This window comes from Streptomyces flavusporus, from assembly GCF_046267975.1.
GTDB lineage: Bacteria > Actinomycetota > Actinomycetes > Streptomycetales > Streptomycetaceae > Streptomyces > Streptomyces flavusporus.
The window spans coordinates 6538274-6555881 of record NZ_CP176503.1 but is presented as its reverse complement, the minus strand read 5'-3'; the positions used below and the strand labels follow the sequence as shown (position 1 = coordinate 6555881).

The 17608-nt window shown below is 68.4% G+C and carries 16 protein-coding genes and 2 tRNA genes; 4 read left to right on the top strand and 14 right to left on the bottom strand.

Going from position 1 to position 17608, the window contains the following annotated elements; genetic code table 11:
- Positions 1–66 precede the first annotated feature (66 nt).
- The 4 genes from ndk to ACKTSN_RS30940 all read right to left on the bottom strand — a co-directional run bounded on the left by ndk (position 67) and on the right by ACKTSN_RS30940 (position 5251).
- On the bottom strand, positions 67–480 hold the full coding sequence (ndk, locus tag ACKTSN_RS30955) for a nucleoside-diphosphate kinase (protein ID WP_409472119.1): 414 nt from the start codon (positions 478–480) through the stop codon (positions 67–69).
- A 68-nt stretch (positions 481–548) separates the two neighbouring features.
- Positions 549–902 (bottom strand): DUF4233 domain-containing protein, encoded by a 354-nt coding sequence (locus ACKTSN_RS30950; protein ID WP_409472118.1) that lies wholly within the window; start codon positions 900–902, stop codon positions 549–551.
- 5 nt (positions 903–907) lie between these two features.
- Positions 908–2428 carry a bifunctional tetrahydrofolate synthase/dihydrofolate synthase gene (folC, locus tag ACKTSN_RS30945; protein WP_409472117.1) on the bottom strand — a complete coding sequence of 507 codons (1521 nt, stop codon included), beginning with the start codon at positions 2426–2428 and terminating at the stop codon, positions 908–910.
- A gap of 198 nt (positions 2429–2626) precedes the next feature.
- Entirely contained in the window at positions 2627–5251 is a 2625-nt protein-coding gene (locus ACKTSN_RS30940; RefSeq protein WP_409472116.1) for a valine--tRNA ligase, read from the bottom strand.
- Positions 5252–5387: 136 nt separating this feature from the next.
- Here ACKTSN_RS30940 and ACKTSN_RS30935 point away from each other — a divergent pair, with 136 nt between their 5' ends.
- Positions 5388–6353 (top strand): hypothetical protein, encoded by a 966-nt coding sequence (locus tag ACKTSN_RS30935; protein WP_409472115.1) that lies wholly within the window; start codon positions 5388–5390, stop codon positions 6351–6353.
- Positions 6354–6880: 527 nt separating this feature from the next.
- Here the strand turns inward: ACKTSN_RS30935 and ACKTSN_RS30930 are convergent.
- The 7 genes from ACKTSN_RS30930 to ACKTSN_RS30900 all read right to left on the bottom strand — a co-directional run bounded on the left by ACKTSN_RS30930 (position 6881) and on the right by ACKTSN_RS30900 (position 12486).
- A complete protein-coding gene (locus ACKTSN_RS30930) occupies positions 6881–7192 on the bottom strand; it encodes a helix-turn-helix domain-containing protein (protein WP_409472114.1) in 312 nt (103 codons plus the stop codon).
- Positions 7189–7575 carry a type II toxin-antitoxin system RelE/ParE family toxin gene (locus ACKTSN_RS30925; RefSeq protein ID WP_409472113.1) on the bottom strand — a complete coding sequence of 129 codons (387 nt, stop codon included), beginning with the start codon at positions 7573–7575 and terminating at the stop codon, positions 7189–7191. Before ACKTSN_RS30925 ends, ACKTSN_RS30930 begins: the two co-directional genes overlap by 4 nt.
- 89 nt (positions 7576–7664) lie before the next feature.
- Positions 7665–8951, bottom strand: a complete 1287-nt coding sequence (gene clpX / locus ACKTSN_RS30920) for an ATP-dependent Clp protease ATP-binding subunit ClpX (RefSeq protein ID WP_385510373.1) — start codon at positions 8949–8951, stop codon at positions 7665–7667.
- Positions 8952–9143: 192 nt separating this feature from the next.
- On the bottom strand, positions 9144–9824 hold the full coding sequence (locus ACKTSN_RS30915) for an ATP-dependent Clp protease proteolytic subunit (protein ID WP_129802326.1): 681 nt from the start codon (positions 9822–9824) through the stop codon (positions 9144–9146).
- Between the two features lie 77 nt (positions 9825–9901).
- Entirely contained in the window at positions 9902–10513 is a 612-nt protein-coding gene (locus tag ACKTSN_RS30910; RefSeq protein ID WP_165396475.1) for an ATP-dependent Clp protease proteolytic subunit, read from the bottom strand.
- Positions 10514–10844: 331 nt separating this feature from the next.
- Positions 10845–12239, bottom strand: a complete 1395-nt coding sequence (gene tig, locus ACKTSN_RS30905; protein WP_409472112.1) for a trigger factor — start codon at positions 12237–12239, stop codon at positions 10845–10847.
- Positions 12240–12409: 170 nt separating this feature from the next.
- Positions 12410–12486, bottom strand: a tRNA-Pro gene (locus ACKTSN_RS30900).
- A gap of 164 nt (positions 12487–12650) precedes the next feature.
- On the opposite strand from ACKTSN_RS30900, the gene ACKTSN_RS30895 reads away from it, so the two are divergent.
- Positions 12651–12721 (top strand) — tRNA-Gly (locus ACKTSN_RS30895).
- A 93-nt stretch (positions 12722–12814) separates the two neighbouring features.
- On the opposite strand, the gene ACKTSN_RS30890 is transcribed toward ACKTSN_RS30895, so the two are convergent.
- Positions 12815–13009 (bottom strand): hypothetical protein, encoded by a 195-nt coding sequence (locus ACKTSN_RS30890; protein WP_129802323.1) that lies wholly within the window; start codon positions 13007–13009, stop codon positions 12815–12817.
- A gap of 390 nt (positions 13010–13399) precedes the next feature.
- Between ACKTSN_RS30890 and ACKTSN_RS30885 the strand changes: the two genes are divergently transcribed.
- Complete coding sequence (locus ACKTSN_RS30885; protein ID WP_409472111.1) at positions 13400–14515, top strand: acyltransferase family protein; 1116 nt, start codon at positions 13400–13402, stop codon at positions 14513–14515.
- Here ACKTSN_RS30885 and ACKTSN_RS30880 read toward each other — a convergent pair.
- Positions 14512–14982: an HD domain-containing protein gene (locus tag ACKTSN_RS30880; protein ID WP_409472110.1), complete on the bottom strand. Its 471-nt coding sequence runs from the start codon at positions 14980–14982 to the stop codon at positions 14512–14514. The genes ACKTSN_RS30885 and ACKTSN_RS30880 overlap by 4 nt on opposite strands.
- A gap of 12 nt (positions 14983–14994) precedes the next feature.
- Complete coding sequence (locus tag ACKTSN_RS30875) at positions 14995–16179, bottom strand: PP2C family protein-serine/threonine phosphatase (RefSeq protein ID WP_409472109.1); 1185 nt, start codon at positions 16177–16179, stop codon at positions 14995–14997.
- A gap of 162 nt (positions 16180–16341) precedes the next feature.
- On the opposite strand from ACKTSN_RS30875, the gene ACKTSN_RS30870 reads away from it, so the two are divergent.
- Complete coding sequence (locus ACKTSN_RS30870) at positions 16342–17595, top strand: GNAT family N-acetyltransferase (RefSeq protein ID WP_409472108.1); 1254 nt, start codon at positions 16342–16344, stop codon at positions 17593–17595.
- Positions 17596–17608: the final 13 nt, after the last annotated feature.

The following is a 17608-nucleotide window of genomic DNA, read 5'->3' as shown; positions in this document are numbered from 1 at the left end:
ATTGGGAAAAGTGACGGTCCCTCAGAAGGACCCTCGGTGAATTCGTTCCGCTTCTGCGGCGACCGGTCAGGCGCGACCGGGGAAGAAGATCTTCACCTCGCGTTCGGCGGACTCCTCGGAGTCGGAGGCGTGGATGAGGTTCTCACGGACGATCACGCCGTAGTCACCGCGGATGGAACCGGGCGCCGCGGCGATCGGGTCGGTCGGACCGGCCAGCGCGCGCAGGCCCTCGATGACCCGCTCGCCCTCGACGATCATCGCCACGACCGGGCCCGAGGCCATGAACTCCACCAGCGGCTCGTAGAAGGGCTTGCCCTTGTGCTCGCCGTAGTGCTGCTCCAGCGTCTCCTGGTCCAGGGTGCGCAGCTCCAGCGCGGTGATCCGCCAGCCGGCCTTGCGCTCGATACGGCTGATGATCTCGCCGGTCAGGCCGCGACGGACGGCGTCGGGCTTGAGCAGGACGAGGGTCCGCTGGGTCACGACGGGGCTCCTTCGAAGGAAAAGGTGTGCGGGGTGGAGATGAGGCTACAGGGCTGTCCCGGCGCCTGTTACGCAGCGTCAGCCGAAGAGCCGGCCTGGGCCGCGAATCGTGCCTTGGCCTCGTCGATCTTCCTGCCGTAGTGCACCGACGCCCACCACAGCGCGGCGAACATCGCACCCATGAAGAACATCGTCGGGACGACGAAACCGGAGGCGATCAGACCGATCTGCAGGGCCCAGCCGAGGGCCACGCCGCCCGGCCGGGTGATCAGACCGCACAGCAGCAGACACAGGAACATCGCGATGCCGCTGACCGTCCAGACCGTCGACATCGACAGGTCGGGGTCCTTCATCGCGACCAACCCGGCGAAGCCGATGACGAAGAACTCGCCGATCAGGGTCGAAGCACAGAGCGTACGCACGAGAGTCAGCCCCTCCCCAGGAGCAGTCGGGCCTCGCCGACGGTGATGACGGAGCCGGTCACGAGCACGCCGCCGCCCGCGAACTCGCCCTCCTCCTCAGCCAGGGTGATCGCGGCCTCCAGCGCGTCCGGCAGCCGCGGCTCGACCTGTACGCGCTCCTCGCCGAACACCTCGACGGCGATCGCGGCCAGCTCGTCGGCGTCCATCGCGCGATGGCTGGAGTTCTGTGTGACGACGACCTCGGCGAAGACCGGCTCGAAGGCCTCCAGCAGCCCGCGTGCGTTCTTGTCGCCGCTCGCGCCCACGACCCCGATGAGCCGGCTGAACTGGAAGGCCTCCCCGATCGCCGTGGCGGCCGCGCGGGCCCCCGCCGGATTGTGCGCGGCGTCCAGCACGACGGTCGGCGACCGCCGTACGACCTCCAGCCGCCCCGGCGAGGCGACGGCCGCGAACGCCTTGCGCACCGTGTCGATGTCGAGGGGCTCGGCCCGCTGGGCGCCCACCCCGAAGAAGGCCTCGACGGCGGCGAGCGCGACGGCGGCGTTGTGCGCCTGGTGGGCACCGTGCAGCGGCAGATACACCTCGGTGTACTCACCGCCGAGCCCGCGCAGGGTGACGAGCTGCCCGCCGACGGCGACCTGCCGGTCCACCACCCCGAACTCGAGCCCCTCCCGCGCCACGGTCGCATCGACCTCGACGGCCTTCTTCAGCAGCACCTGCGCCGCGTCCACCGGCTGCTGCGCCATGATCACGGTCGAGCCGGGCTTCACGATCCCGGCCTTCTCGGCGGCGATCTCACCGGGCGTGGCACCGAGCCGGTCGGTGTGGTCGAGGTCGATGGGGGTGACGACGGCGACGTCCCCGTCGATCACGTTGGTGGCATCCCAGGAGCCGCCCATGCCCACTTCGACGACAGCGACATCGACGGGCGCGTCGGCGAAGGCGGCGTACGCCATGCCGGTCAGCACCTCGAAGAAGGACAGCCGGAACTCCTGCTGGGCGTCGACCATCTCGATGTACGGCTTGATGTCGTGGTACGTCTCGATGAACCGCTCGGCGGAGACCGGCGCCCCGTCGAGGCTGATCCGCTCGGTGACGGACTGCACGTGCGGGGACGTGTACCGCCCGGTACGCAGCTCGAAGGCGCCCAGCAGGGCCTCGATCATGCGGGCGGTGGAGGTCTTGCCGTTGGTGCCGGTGATGTGAATGGAGGGGTACGACCGCTGCGGCTCGCCCAGGACGTCCATCAGCGCGGAGATCCGGCTGACGGAGGGCTCCAGCTTGGTCTCGCCCCAGCGGGTGGCGAGCTCCGCCTCGACCTCCCGCAGCGCCTTGTCGACCTCGGGATCCTCCGGCCGCCCCGGCACATCGGCCTGCGGCGGACCGCCCTGCGTCCGCAGGGTACGACTGCCGGCCTCGATCACCGCGAGATCGGGGTCGCGCTCGGTCTCGGCGTCGATGATCTCGTCGAAGGAGTCGAGGGGGTCGGGCTGGTCGTGACTGTCGTTCGGGGGGAGCTCGCTCACGAAGCCAGTCTACGGAGGGCCGGGGGCCGACGTGGCTGCGCCCACCCGTGCCGCCCCAGCTGCGGGCAGTCGTGCCGCTGTGGCGGCACGGGTGGGCGCAGCGGCACCCAGTCAGCGCGGGCGAGCGAACCGCCCCGACGGCAACCGAAGACCCCGGAACCCCAAAGGGCTCCGGGGCCTTCATCGCCGTACGAACCCTTACGCCGCCGGCAGACGTTCAAGCTGCGCCTGAATCCGCGCGATGTCTTCCTCCGCCTTGGCAAGCCGCCCCCGGATCTTGTCCACGACATGATCCGGAGCCTTGGCCAGGAACGCCTCGTTCCCCAGCTTCGCCGTAGCCTGCGCCTTCTCCTTCTCCGCAGCGGCCAGATCCTTGGCCAGCCGCTTCCGCTCCGCCGCGACGTCGATCACGCCGGACAGATCCAGCGCGACCTCGACCCCCGCCACCGGCAGCGTCGCGGTCGCCGCGAAGCCCTCACCCTCCGGCTGGAGACGCAGCAGCTGACGGATGGCGGCCTCGTGCGCGGCGAGGACCGAGCCGTCGAGGGCGAGCCGGGCCGGAACCCGCTGACCGGGCTGCAGCCCCTGATCCGCCCGGAAGCGCCGCACCTCGGTGATGACGGACTGCAGCGTCTCGACCTCCCGCTCGGCCCCCGCATCCCGGAAGCCACTGTCCTTCGGCCACTCGGCGATGACCACCGACTCACCACCGGTCAGCGTCGTCCACAGCGTCTCCGTCACGAACGGAACGACCGGGTGCAGCAGCCGCAGCGTGACGTCCAGGACCTCACCCAGGACCCGCTTGCTGACCTCGGCCGCCTCACCGCCGGCGGCGAACGTCGTCTTGGACAGCTCGACGTACCAGTCGAACACCTCGTCCCACGCGAAGTGGAACAGCGCGTCGGACAGCTTCGCGAACTGGTAGTCCTCGTAGTACGCGTCGACCTCGGCGACCACCGAGTTCAGCCGGGACAGAATCCACCGATCCGTCGACGACATCTTCGACGCGTCCGGCAGCGGACCCTCCACCGTCGCGCCGTTCATCAGCGCGAAGCGCGTGGCGTTCCAGATCTTGTTGGCGAAGTTCCGGGACCCCTGGACCCAGTCCTCACCGATCGGGACGTCGACGCCGGGGTTGGCACCGCGCGCGAGGGTGAACCGGAGCGCATCGCTGCCGTACTTGTCCATCCAGTCCAGCGGATTGACGACGTTCCCGAAGGACTTCGACATCTTCTTGCCGTTCTGGTCACGGACCATGCCGTGCAGGGCGATGGTGTGGAACGGCGGGGTGCCGTCCATCGCGTACAGCCCGAACATCATCATGCGGGCGACCCAGAAGAAGAGGATGTCGTAGCCGGTGACCAGGACGGAGTTCGGGTAGAACTTCGCGAGGCTCTCGGTCTGCTCCGGCCAGCCGAGCGTGGAGAACGGCCACAGGCCGGACGAGAACCAGGTGTCGAGGACGTCGGAGTCCTGACGCCAGCCCTCACCGCTCGGCGGCTCCTCGTCGGGACCGACGCAGACGACCTCACCATCAGGCCCGTACCAGACCGGAATCCGGTGCCCCCACCACAACTGCCGCGAGATGCACCAGTCGTGGAGGTTGTCGACCCAGTCGAAGTACCGCTTCTCCATCTCCTGCGGGTGGATGGCGACCTTGCCCTCGCGGACCGCGTCACCGGCGGCCTTGGCGAGCGGCCCGACCTTGACCCACCACTGCATGGAGAGCCTGGGCTCGATCGTGGTCTTGCAGCGCGAGCAGTGGCCGACGGAGTGGACGTACGGCCGCTTCTCGGCGACGATCCGGCCCTCGGCGCGCAGCGCGGCGACGATCGCTGAGCGGGCCTCGAGCCGGTCCAGGCCCTGGAAGGGGCCGTGGGCGGTGATGACGGCGTGGTCGTCCATGATCGTGATGGCCGGCAGGTCGTGCCGCTGGCCGATCTCGAAGTCGTTCGGGTCGTGTGCCGGGGTGACCTTGACGGCACCCGTGCCGAACTCGGGGTCGACGTGCTCGTCCGCGACGACCGGGATGGAGCGGTCGGTCAGCGGCAGCTTGATGAGCTTGCCGACCAGGTGCCTGTACCGCTCGTCGTCGGGGTGGACGGCGACCGCCGTGTCACCGAGCATCGTCTCGGCACGGGTGGTGGCGACGACGATGGTGTCGTCCCCGTCCCCGTACTTCATGGAGACCAGCTCACCGTCGTCGTCCTGGTACTCGACCTCGATGTCGGAAATGGCGGTGAGGCACCGGGGACACCAGTTGATGATGCGCTCGGCGCGGTAGATCAGCTCGTCGTCGTAGAGCCGCTTGAAGATGGTCTGAACGGCCTTGGACAAGCCCTCGTCCATGGTGAACCGCTCACGCGACCACGCGACACCGTCGCCGAGGCGCCGCATCTGCCCGGAGATCTGCCCACCGGACTCGGCCTTCCACTGCCAGACCCGCTCGACGAAGGCCTCGCGTCCCAGGTCGTGCCGGGACTTGCCCTCCTTCGCGAGCTCCCGCTCGACGACGTTCTGCGTGGCGATACCGGCGTGGTCCATGCCGGGCTGCCACAGCGTCTCGTACCCCTGCATCCGCTTGCGGCGGGTGATGACGTCGATGAGGGTGTGCTCGAAGGCGTGCCCCAGGTGCAGGCTGCCCGTGACGTTCGGCGGCGGGATGACAACGGTGAACGGCGGCTTGTCGCTCTTCGCGTCCGCCTCGAAGTAACCCCGCTCTACCCAACGCTCGTACAGCGTCCCCTCTACCTCGGCCGGCGCGTACTGGGTCGGCAGTTCGGTGGTGGGCGCTGGTGGCTGCTGCTGAGCGTTCTCGGTCACGGGGTCAGTTTAGGGGTGTCGCGGGCGTGTCCCGAAACAGGATTCTTCTGTAACGGTGCGCCCCCCGATGCCGTGCGTGCGCTGCCTTTGCGCCAGGATGTCGTGAACACATAAGCATCTGGAGGGGAACCCAGAAATGAGCTACAACCAGCCGGGCCCGTACGGCGGGCAGCCCCAGCAGCCCGGACCGTACGGCCAGCCGGGTCCGTACGGCCAGCAGCCGCAGGCTCCGCAGCCCGGCTACGGCTACCCTCAGCAGCCCGCCCCGCCGCAGCCCGGCTACGGCTACCCCCAGCAGCCCCCGCAGGGCGTCCCGCCCCAGCAGCCCCCGTACGGCCAGCAGCCTCCCTACGGCCAGGCCCCGTACGGCGCCCCGATGCCCCCGCCCCCGAGCGGCGGCAAGAAGAAGACGGGCCTCATCATCATCGGCGCGGTGGCGGTCGTGGCGGCGATCGGCGTCGGGGCGTACTTCGTGATCGGCGGGGGCAGCGGTGCGGGCGGCATCGAGGACGACGGCCCGCACAAGCTGACGACGCCGAAGACGGTGCTCAGCGAGTACAAGCTGTTCACCAAGGACTCCGAGGGCTCCGGCACGGACACGGCGGAGGACCTGGAGAAGAGCGGCGTCAAGAACGGCACCGCGGTGTCCGGGATCTACTCGACGGCGGACCTGAGCGACTACGACCCCAGCAATCCCTCCACCGCACCCGACCCCAGTGAGGTCGCGACAGCCAAGGGCATCACCTACATCGGCGCCTACGGCGAGATCGCCGATCCCGAGACGGCCCTGGACAAGTTCTTCACGCTGCTCAAGGAGGAGTCCGAGGACGGCTCCTCGTCCTCGGACAGCACCGCCGCCCCGAAGACCGAGATGGTCGGTGAGCCCGAAGAAGTCGAGCTCGACGGTGCGGTGATGAAGTGCCAGGCGGCCAAGGGCACCGACGTGGCCACTCAGAAGCAGAAGACCGACTGGTTCTGTGCCTGGGCCGACTACAGCACCATGGCCATGGTGTCCCCCGGTGACGCCACCAAGGACATGGCGAAGGACGTCGCCGCCGACATCACCACGAAGCTGCGCGACGAGATTCGCGTCGCGAAGTAACACCGGTCTCAAGTGGGAGCCCCGCAAACCCTGTGGGGCTCCCTGGCTTTGTCAGCTTCCACGAACATCACCGGACTCCCTCCCGATCATGGGATTAATTCTGTCATGACCACGACCTTCCGAGGTCGAAGAACGAACGGGAGGGTTCTGCATGTTCAAGCGAGCATTCACCATTGCCGGGCTACTGATTGCGGCGGGGGTCGCCCCCCTCGCAACTGCAGCGCCCGCATCCGCCACCGCAGCGCAATGCACGGGCATCTTGAACAGCTATGGCTACAAGGTGGGCGCCAAGGCGACTGAGGCCTGCGGCTGGCCTCACAAGACGCAGTTTGGCATAGCCCTGCCCCACCCGAACTGCCTCAACGGTCTCCTTGCCCTTAACGTGAAGTACAGCCACGCGGAATCAGCTTGTGAGTGGGCGTAAGAAGCCGCGCCCACAACTGTAGATAAGGAGGCCGCCCGTGGGCACAGCCAGCCCGGGCGGCCTCCCGCTCCCATGAACCGTCAGACGGATACCCTCGGACGACTCAGAGCCTCACCGACAGATTTCCCACCGTGGCCAGTATCGTCAACTCCCCTCCGATCGCCTGCAAATAGGCCGCCATTGTCGACGTGTCCAGACGAACGCCCCCGCGCTCGATCTGGCTGATGCGCCCCTGCGTGACACCCATCGCCTCCGCGACCTGAACCTGCGTCATCCCCTGAGCCTTGCGCAGAGCGGCGAGTTCGTGGCCGCGCTCAGCGTCGACCATCCCCCGCTTGATCTCATCGATGCGGGCGCGCTTCTCCGGAGTGATGTCGGCGGTCAGGTCCGCCATGGTGCCGAGTTCGGGCTTCATGCTTCGTTCTCCTCCTCCAGAGCTTCAAGGTACGCGGTGTACTTGGCGTCAGCCTCTTTGATCGCCTTCCGGTACCAAGCGTCCCATTGCCGCCCGCTCGCCTTGTTTCCCGCCACCAGGAACACCGCGCGCCTGACAGGGTCGAAGACGAACAACATCCGGATACTGACCAAGCCTCCGCTCCGCGGCCGCAGTTCTCTCATGTTGCGGAAACGGCTGCCGTCAATGGCTCCCACGGTCGGACGCCGCAGGGCGGGACCCGATTCTTGTAACCGCTCCAGCGCGGCGATCACGTGATCGTGACTGTCCGGGTCCTCCTTGGCGAGCAGCTTGATCCATTCCAGGACATCGGCGAAGAACCTCAGCTCGTACGGTCCATCCACACTGGAATATTAGCACTGACTAATATTGATGGGCAAAGAAAGGGCGCTCGGCGAATCGCACCGAGCGCCCTCCGGTGTACCGGGACTGGCTACGCCGTCTTCTGCTCCCCCGTCCCCCGCCCCCGCGCATCCCGCGGAATCAGCGTCGGGTTGACGTTGGAGTGGACGACATCCGCGGTGATGACGACTCGGGCGACGTCCTTGCGGGACGGGACCTCGTACATCACGGACATGAGGACCTCCTCCATGATGGCGCGCAGGCCTCGCGCGCCGGTCTGGCGGAGGATGGCCTGGTCGGCGATGGCCTCCAGGGCCTCGCGTTCGAAGTCCAGTTCCACGCCGTCGAGTTCGAAGAGGCGCTGGTACTGCTTCACCAGCGCGTTGCGCGGCTCGACCAGGATCTTGAGCAGGGCCTCGCGGTCGAGGTTGTGGACGGAGGTGATGACGGGGAGGCGGCCGATGAACTCGGGGATCATGCCGAACTTGACCAGGTCCTCCGGCATGACGTCCTCGAACTGGTCCTTGGCCTCCAGCTCCCGCTTCGAGCGGATCGTCGCGCCGAAACCGATGCCCTTCGCGCCGGCCCGGGACTCGATGATCTTCTCCAGACCGGCGAAGGCGCCGCCCACGATGAACAGGACGTTCGTCGTGTCGATCTGGATGAACTCCTGGTGGGGGTGCTTGCGGCCGCCCTGGGGCGGGACCGAGGCCGTGGTGCCCTCGAGGATCTTCAGGAGCGCCTGCTGGACTCCCTCGCCGCTCACATCCCTGGTGATCGACGGGTTTTCGCTCTTTCGGGCCACCTTGTCGATCTCGTCGATGTAGATGATGCCCGTCTCGGCCTTCTTGACGTCGTAGTCCGCCGCCTGGATCAGCTTCAGCAGGATGTTCTCGACGTCCTCGCCGACATAGCCGGCCTCCGTCAGCGCCGTGGCGTCGGCGATCGCGAACGGGACGTTCAGCATGCGGGCCAGGGTCTGGGCGAGGAGGGTCTTGCCGGAGCCCGTGGGGCCCAGCAGCAGGATGTTGGACTTCGCCAGCTCGATGGCGTCGTCGCGGCCCTGGGCGCCGCCGTTCTCACCGGCCTGGACACGCTTGTAGTGGTTGTACACCGCGACGGAGAGGGCCTTCTTGGCGGGCTCCTGGCCGACGACGTACCCCTCGAGGAACTCGTAGATCTCGCGCGGCTTGGGCAGCTCCTCCCAGCGCACCTCGCTGGTCTCCGCGAGCTCTTCCTCGATGATCTCGTTGCAGAGATCGATGCACTCGTCGCAGATGTACACACCGGGGCCTGCGATGAGCTTCTTGACCTGCTTCTGGCTCTTGCCGCAGAACGAGCACTTGAGCAGATCGCCGCCGTCACCGATGCGTGCCACGGTGTGCTTCCCCTTCGCCTGGGAGACGCCTGGACGCGATGAGTCCAGCGGCTCCTGGTGCTGCCTTATGTCCGACGGTACCTTGCCGAGCCCCCCGTTCGGGCCCCCCTTGGCACGGTTCACTTTGACGTGCACCTTGCGATGCATGGTGACACAGCGCGCCAAGGGGCGGCAGACGATACAGGATCCGCGTCAGCGGACCGACTCGTTGTTCATCTTGCGCGTGGAGATGATCTGGTCGATCAGACCGTACGCCAGCGCGTCCTCGGCGGTGAGGATCTTGTCGCGCTCGATGTCCTCACGGATCTTGTCGATCGACTGGGTGGAGTGCTTGGCCAGCATCTCCTCCAGCTGCGAGCGCATCCGCAGGATCTCGTTCGCGGCGATCTCCAGGTCGGACACCTGGCCGCGGCCTGTCTCGCTGTACGGCTGGTGGATCAGCACACGCGCGTTCGGCAGCGCCATGCGCTTGCCGGGCGTGCCGGCGGCCAGCAGGACGGCGGCGGCGGAGGCCGCCTGGCCCATGCAGACCGTCTGGATGTCCGGCTTCACGAACTGCATCGTGTCGTAGATCGCCGTCAGCGCGGTGAAGGAGCCGCCGGGGCTGTTGATGTAGACCGAGATGTCCCGGTCGGGGTCCATCGACTCAAGGCACAGCAGCTGCGCCATGACGTCGTTGGCGGAGGCGTCGTCGATCTGGACGCCCAGGAAGATCACGCGCTCCTCGAAGAGCTTCGCGTACGGGTCGTACTCGCGAATGCCCTGGGAGGTGCGCTCGACAAAGCGCGGGATGACATAGCGGGACTCGGCCGCGGGGCCGGTGTACTCGGCACGCGTACGGTCGTAGAGGCCGCTGCCGGGGAAGTCGTTCACGGTGTCTCCTGAAGGGGGCTGGAGCGGTGGCTGGGGGCTGAAGGGGACCGCGGGGGCCTTGCTGGCCCGAGCGGCCCTCAGGAGCCGCCTCCGGTGCCGCCGCCGCCCGGCATGTGGGCCGCCGTTGCGATCACGTCGTCGATGAGGCCGTACTCCTTGGCCTCATGGGCGTCGAACCAGCGGTCGCGGTCCGAGTCGCGGGTGATCTGCTCGACCGACTGGCCGGTGTGCAGGGCCGTGAGCTCGGCCATGCGCTTCTTGGTGTGCAGCAGCCGCTCGGCGTGGATCTTGATGTCCGAGGCCGAGCCGGCCAGGCCGGCGGACGGCTGGTGGATCAGGATCTCGGCATTGGGCAGGGCGAAGCGCTTGCCGGGGGTGCCCGCACTGAGCAGGAACTGCCCCATCGAGGCCGCGAGGCCCATGGCGATCGTCACCACGTCGTTCTTGATGAACTGCATCGTGTCGTAGATCGCCATACCGGCCGTGATCGATCCGCCGGGGCTGTTGATGTAGAGGTTGATGTCCTTGTCCGGGTCCGCGGCAAGGAGCAGCAGCTGTGCGGTGATCTTGTTCGCGATGTCGTCGTCGACCGGCTGGCCGAGGAAGATGATTCGCTCGTTGAGCAGCCGGTTGTAGACCTGGTCGCCGAGGCCACCACCGATGGAAGGCTCGCCGGCGGCGGAGGGCATCAGATTCGTCACGTATCCACCTGCTCGTCTTACGACGGCGCCGGGCCGTCTCACGTTTCCCTGCGGGGGGCCTTCGGCGGTTTCGCCGAGTTCCCTGACCCCGTATTCATGGACCCTAACGCGCGGGTCCGTTCGGGGAATCCCGCGGAGGGGAGTGTTCGCCGGGGGCGTAGCGCCATGGTCACTCCGGTTCGCGGGCGACTGCGGGTTGTGGAGGGCTGATCGCGCAGTTCCCCGCGCCCCTTAGGGCACTGTCCCACCGTACGTCGAAGGACCCCGGGGCGTGACGCTTCCCCAGGGCCCTTCCTACGACTTTCCAGGCGCCGTGGGCTCAGCCCTCGGTCTTCTCCTCGTCGCCGGCGTCGGCCGCGCCCTCGGCGGCCTCGACCGTCTCCGTGGCGGTCTCGTCCTCGTCCTCGTCCTCCAGGTCCACGATCTCGCCGTTCGTGTCCTTGACGGTCGCGGCCTCGACGACGACGGCCAGGGCCTTGCCGCGGGCGACCTCGCCGACCAGGAGCGGGACCTGGCCCTGCTCGACGACGGCCTGCGCGAACTGGTCGGGGGACATGCCGGAGGAGGCCGCACGCCGCATGAGGTGCTCGGTGAGCTCCTCCTGGTTGACGTTGAGCTTCTCCTGCTTGACGAGCTCGTCGAGCACGAACTGGGTCTTGATGCCCTTGACCGCGGCCTCGCGGGTCTCGGTCTCGAACTCCTCGGCGGTCTTGCCCTGGATCTCCAGGTACTTGTCGAGGGTGAGGCCCATCTGGCCGAGCTGGTGGTGCTCCAGGTTGTGCTTACGGGTGTTGATCTCGTCCTCGAGCAGCTTCTCGGGGACGGGGACCTCGACCAGCTCGAGCAGCTTCTCCAGGACGCGCTCCTGGGCCTGCGTGGCCTGGTCGAACTGCTTCATGTTCTCCAGGCGCTTGCGGCTGTCGGCCTTCAGCTCCTCGAGGGTGTCGAACTCGGAGGCGAGCTGAGCGAAGTCGTCGTCCAGCTCGGGCAGCTCGCGCGCGGCGACCTGGCTGACCTTGACGGTGACCTCGGCCTCCTGGCCGGCCGCGGAGCCGCCCTTGAGCTCGGAGGTGAAGGTGGCCTCGCCACCGGCCTCAAGGCCCTTCACGGCGTCGTCGATGCCGTCGAGCAGCTCGCCGGAGCCGATGGTGTACGAGACACCCTCGGCCACGCCGTCCTCCAGGACCTCGCCGCCGACCTTGGCCTCCAGGTCGATCGTGACGACGTCGCCGTCCTCGGCGGCGCGCTCGACCGGGGAGGTGGACGCGAAGCGCTCACGCAGCCCCTCGACCGCCTTGTCGACGTCCTCCTCGGTGACCTCGACGGCGTCGACCTCGACCTCGATGCCGGAGTAGTCCGGGATCTCGATGGCCGGGCGGATGTCGACCTCGGCGGTGAAGTTCAGCGTCTCGCCGTCCTTCAGCTCGGTGATGTCGACCTCGGGCTGGCCCAGGACGTCGATCTCGGCCTCGTTGACCGCCTCCGTGTAGAACTTCGGAAGCGCGTCGTTGACGGCCTCCTCCAGCACGGCGCCACGGCCGAACCGCTGGTCGATGACCCGGGCGGGGATCTTGCCCTTGCGGAAGCCCTTCACCGTGACCTGCTGGTTGATCTTCTTGTACGCCGCGTCGAGGCTGTCCTTGAGCTCCTCGAAGGGCACCTCGACAGTGAGCCGAACCCGGGTCGGGTTCAGGTTCTCCACGGCGCTCTTCACGGTTCGGTCTCCTTGTGGCTGACTTCTCGGGTTCTGCCGGGACCCGACGGGTCCGGCGGATGTGGCCGCCCGGAGGACTATCAGTGATGAGACACACGGGCGTGCAGCTTGCATAGTAACGGCAGCGGCTACACGACCCAAAAGGCGATCACGCAAAGTGATCGGACAGGTGGTCGGGGTGGCGGGATTTGAACCCACGGCCTTCCGCTCCCAAAGCGGACGCGCTACCAAGCTGCGCCACACCCCGTCTGGTGCGACACGTAGGGTACATGCCCGCAGGCAGCGCGGCTGCCGCATTTCCCGAGCACCGGTGCGGTGTCGGCGTCCGTACGGATGGGGTGTGCGGTGAGGGGGGCCGACCCGCTACGATGCCTGCAGTGCCGCGGTCGGCTGACCTGCGGCGCGTTGTGTGCGGGCGTAGCTCAATGGTAGAGCCCCAGTCTTCCAAACTGGCTACGCGGGTTCGATTCCCGTCGCCCGCTCCGTATGGCGAAGGGCCCGGTTCCTCGGAACCGGGCCCTTCGTGTTCCACAGGGCGCGCACGTCCGCTCTTGATCAGCGCCGAGGCCGGCCGGTCAGAACTGGATCTCGTTGATGGTCTGGGCTATCGAGTCCAGGAAGCGCTGAATGTCGTCGGCCATGCCGGTCGAGGCGAGGAAGAAGCCGAAGAGGACCGCAACGATCGCGGGGCCCGCCTTGATGTTCCCTGCCCTGATCATCACCACCAGGATGATCGCCAATAGCAGCACCACTGACAGCGAAATGGCCACAACTGATCACACCCTCGGTCGGTCCGCTCTCCCGGCCCGGGATGCAGCCCGCACACCCCCGGCAGAACCATCGTGCCACCAACACGGCCCTGGTATGCGGGCCGTGACGCATCGTCCGCCACACCCGTGTCCGACAAGTCCGGACCCGTCCGGGCGCGCACACACCCCTGTCGCAGCCGGCGACGCAATTCGACAGTCAACTGCGCAAGAATTCGGCTGGTTCGTTTCCGTCTCCGCACAACGCGTTCGCAGGGAATTCGATTTGTTGCACATAAAGAGAGAGGAAGCGGACATTCCGTCATCCGCCGCGTTGACTCACTGTGTTGACCGTCACGTCGTCCGCCATGCCAACTCTGCGGAAACACGGGTAGGCGCGACGGAAAAGCAGGAATGACGCCGAGGGTTTTACGGGAACCCGCAGACGACGCTAGGGTGCCTCAGATGTTTCGACAGCGCGACGCCTTCTTCGACAACGCCAAGTATCTGGCGATCGTCCTGGTGGCCGTGGCCCACGCGTGGGAGCCGTTGAAGGGGGACAGTCGGACCCTGGAGGCCGCGTACATGGTCGTGTACGCGTTCCACATGCCGGCGTTCATCGTCATCTCGGGCTTCTTCTCCCGCAGTTTCGACATGCGCGCGGACCGGCTCCAGCGGCTCCTCACCGGTGTCGTGGTGCCGTACATCGTCTTCGAAACCGCCTATTCGCTCGGCGAGCGCTACTTCGGCGACGACCCGGAACAGAAGATCAGTCTGCTCGACCCCTGGTATCTGACCTGGTTCCTGATCGCGCTGTTCATCTGGCGGCTGACCACCCCCATCTGGAAGCTGGTGCGGTGGCCGCTCCCTCTCGCGCTCGGTATCGCCATGCTGGCGTCCGCCACCCCGGGAATCGGCAACGACCTGGATCTGCAGCGGGTGTTGCAGTTCCTGCCGTTCTTCGTGCTGGGCCTGTGCATGAAGCCCGAGCACTTCCAGATGGTGCGCCGGCGTTCGGTGCGGATCCTGTCGGTGCCGGTGTTCGCGGCCGCGGGTGTCGTCGGCTGGTGGGCAGTGCCGCGGATGAACACCGGGTGGTTCTACCACCGGGACGCCGCGCAGGAGCTGGGCGCGCCCTGGTGGACCGGGCCGGTCATGGTGCTCGCGCTGTTCGGCTGCTCGCTGTTGCTGACGGCCTGCTTCTTCGCCTGGGTGCCAGGCCGGCAGATGTGGTTCACGGCGCTCGGCGCGGGCACGCTGTACGGCTATCTGCTGCACGGCTTCCTGGTCAAGGCCGGTGGGTACGGCGGCTGGTACGAGCACGCCTGGCTGCACCGGCCGTCCGGCGAGATCCTCGTGAGCGTCCTCGCGGCCGTCGCCGTCACGCTGCTGTGCACCAAGCCCGTCCAGCGGGTCTTCCGGTTCGCGATGGAGCCGAAGATGGAATGGGCGTTCAAGCGGGACGCCGCGGACCTTGCGCGGGAGCGCGAGCGGGCGCGGGAGAAGGAGCTCGCGAAAGCCGACGCCTAGTCGTACGGCCGGTCGTCCGGCAGGCCGAGGAGTGTGCGCATGCGGGCGTACTTCTCGGTCAGTCGGGTGCGGGTGGGCTCGTCGAGGCGTGCGAGGCGGGCCGGGTCCGCGTTGTGGGCCAGGTCCGCCTCCTTGACGAGGAGTGCGCCCGGCGTGGCGAGGATGCGGGCGGCGTACGCCTCCGGTGGTTCCCCCGCGCGTTTGGTGACCGCGCGCACCATGTCCTTCGTACGGCGGCTCAGCGTGGCCTCGTGCAGCCACTGCTCGGACAGGGCATCGTCCTCGACGGCGTCGTGCAGCCAGGCCGCCGCGATCTGCTCCTCGTCACCGCCACGGGCACGGACGCCGTCGGCGACGGCGGCGAGGTGTTCGGCGTAGGGGCGGCCGGCCTTGTCCGTCTGCCCCTGGTGAGCGGCGCGGGCGACGGCCTCCACTTCGGCCAGGGTGAGGTGCGGGTTCTCGGTCACTCGTCGAGTGTCTCAGCGGGCGGCCGCCGCCAGGGCCGTCGGGCCCTCACGGCAGATCAGCAGGAGGGCGCGGTCGTCGTTGACGTCCTTCGCCACCGCCTCGATGAGGTGCCAGGCAGCGCCGTGGAAGCCGCCGGCGACATAGCGGTCGGCCTCGCCGGTGAGGCGGTCGAGGCCCTCGACGATGTCGCGGTCGGACGTTTCCACCAGACCGTCCGTGAACAGCATCAGCACGTCGCCGGGCCGCAGTGAGCCCTTCACCGAGTCGAACTGGGCGCCTTCGTACACACCCAGCAGCGGCCCCTCCGCCGCCTTCTCCTCCCAGCGTCCGCTGCCCGCGTTGAGCTGGAGGCCCGGCGGATGGCCCGCGGAGTACAGCTCGTAGTCGCCGGAGTCCAGGTCGAGGACCAGGTGGATCGAGGTCGCGAAGCCCTCGTCCCAGTCCTGGCGGAGGAGGTAGCCGTTCGCCGCCGGGAGGAAGGCGTGCGGCGGCAGCGAGCCGAGCAGACCGCCGAAGGCACCCGACAGCAGCAGGGCGCGCGAGCCGGCGTCCATGCCCTTGCCGGAGACGTCCGTGAGGACGACCTCCAGGGTGCGGCCGCCGTTCGTGCGGGCTGCGACCACGAAGTCGCCCGAGAAGGACTGGCCGCCCGCCGGCCGCAGCGCCATCTCCCGGTGCCAGCCCTGCGGCAGCTTCGGCAGCTTGCTCTGCACCCGGATCCGCTCGCGCAGGTCGAACAGCATGGTGCCGCCGCGCCGCCAGGGCACGCCGACCCGGCTGCGGAACTGCGCGATCAGCAGCCCGAAGAAACCGCACGCGGCCACCACCAGGACCACGCCCGGGGTCACGCGCGAGGGCCCCTCCGTGTACGGGCCCAGCTGTATCGACTCCACGATCAGCGCCGTGGCCGCCGCCGCGTACAGGCCGAGCAGGCTCGCCGGGCGCAGCAGCAGACCGCCCGCGACGATCGGCAGGACCAGCGCGGCCGGGGAGCACCACACCGAGTTGGCGAGCGTGATGATCGTGATCAGCGGGACGGTGAGCAGCAGTCCGGCCAGCGCGATCCAGTCCGAACCGTCGCCGCGGAAGTAGTCGACGGCGCTTCTGCGCACGCCGACGCGGGCCCGGTGCCACCTCATCCTCAACCGGGCCGGGAACGTATCGGCCGCCGCGCGCCGCTCTCGTCCTGCTGCCATTAGTTCGGGACCCTATCCATCGGACCAGCTGCTTGGCACGGGAGGTCCCACTTGTCCCCCGTCCGACGCTCGACTTCACAGTGAACTCCACGGAAAGCCGCCGCGCCGCCGTCCGGGAAAATTCCCTCGCTCGCCCCGCAGTGCCCTGGTAGGCATGGGCTCATGGCGACAGACTTCGCGACAGGCCCGGCGGCAGAGCTACGGGTGCTGCGGCAGGACGAATGGGGCCCGTGGTACGACACCCTGATCCGCGCCTTCGGTGGCATGCCGGAATCGGCCGAGGAGCGGGAACTGTGGGACGCGCTCACCGAGTACGACCGGTCCCTCGGCACCTGGGAGGGCGACGCCTGCGTGGGGACGGCCGGGGCGTTCACGTTCCGGCTGAGCGTGCCCGGCGGGGCGTCGGTGCCGGCGGCGGGCGTCACGATGGTCAGTGTCGCCGCCACGCACCGGCGGCGCGGGGTGCTGACGTCCATGATGCGGCGGCAGTTGGACGACGTCCGCTCCTGGGGCGAGCCGCTGGCGGTGCTCACCGCCTCCGAGCCGGCGATCTACGGCCGGTTCGGGTACGCCGCCGCGGCGTTCGGACTCAGCGCCGAGATCGACACGAGTCGGGTACGGCTGTCGGTGCCGGTCGGCACCGATGACGTACGACTGCGGTACGCGGCGCCCGCGGACGTGCTCGACGCGTGCGAGGCGGTCTACGCGCGGCTGGTGCCCCGGCGTCCCGGGATGCTCGCGCGGCAGCCGGGCTGGGAGCGGATGGGGCTGCTCGACCCGGAGAGCGAGCGGGACGGGGCGTCGCCGCTGCAGTGCGTCGTCGCCGAACGGGACGGGGAGGTCACCGGGTACGCGCGCTTCCGCGTCAGGCTGGGATGGGGCGTGACCGGGCACAACGGCACGGTGGCGCTGGCGGATTCGGCCGCCCTCGACCCGGTGACGGAGGCGGCGCTGTGGCGGTTCCTGTTCGGGATCGACCTGACGACGACGCTGACCATGCGCGGGCGGCCGGTCGACGACGCGTGGCAGTACCTGGTGTCCGACATCCGGCGGTGCCAGCCACGGCTGCGGGACTCGCTCTACGTACGGCTGGTGGATGTCGGGGCCGCGCTGGAGGCGCGTACCTATCAGGCGCCGGTGGACGTGGCGTTCGAGGTGGCGGACGACTTCTGCCCCTGGAACGCCGGGCGTTGGCGGCTGACGGGGGATGCGAAGGGGGCGTCGTGTGTGCGTACCTCGGATGCGGCTGATCTAGCCTTGTCCGTACGGGAGTTGGGGGCTGCCTATCTCGGCGGGGTGAGCCTGGCCGCGCTGGGCGCCGCCGGGCGGGTGCGGGAGCTGCGGCAGGGCGCGCTGGCGGAGACGTCGGTGGGGTTCGCGTCCACGGTGGCGCCCTGGCTGCCGCACGGGTTCTGACGCGGGGTCAGCC

What these genes read in the sequence shown, in the direction of transcription:
- ACKTSN_RS30935 (WP_409472115.1), top strand. Translation starts at nt 5,388, where the DNA reads ATGAGCTACAACCAGCCGGGCCCGTACGGCGGGCAGCCCCAGCAGCCC.
- ACKTSN_RS30875 (WP_409472109.1), bottom strand. Translation starts at nt 16,179, where the DNA reads ATGGCAGCAGGACGAGAGCGGCGCGCGGCGGCCGATACGTTCCCGGCC.
- ACKTSN_RS30910 (WP_165396475.1), bottom strand. Translation starts at nt 10,513, where the DNA reads ATGCCCTCCGCCGCCGGCGAGCCTTCCATCGGTGGTGGCCTCGGCGAC.
- ACKTSN_RS30885 (WP_409472111.1), top strand. Translation starts at nt 13,400, where the DNA reads ATGACGCCGAGGGTTTTACGGGAACCCGCAGACGACGCTAGGGTGCCT.
- ACKTSN_RS30930 (WP_409472114.1), bottom strand. Translation starts at nt 7,192, where the DNA reads ATGAAGCCCGAACTCGGCACCATGGCGGACCTGACCGCCGACATCACT.
- ACKTSN_RS30870 (WP_409472108.1), top strand. Translation starts at nt 16,342, where the DNA reads ATGGCGACAGACTTCGCGACAGGCCCGGCGGCAGAGCTACGGGTGCTG.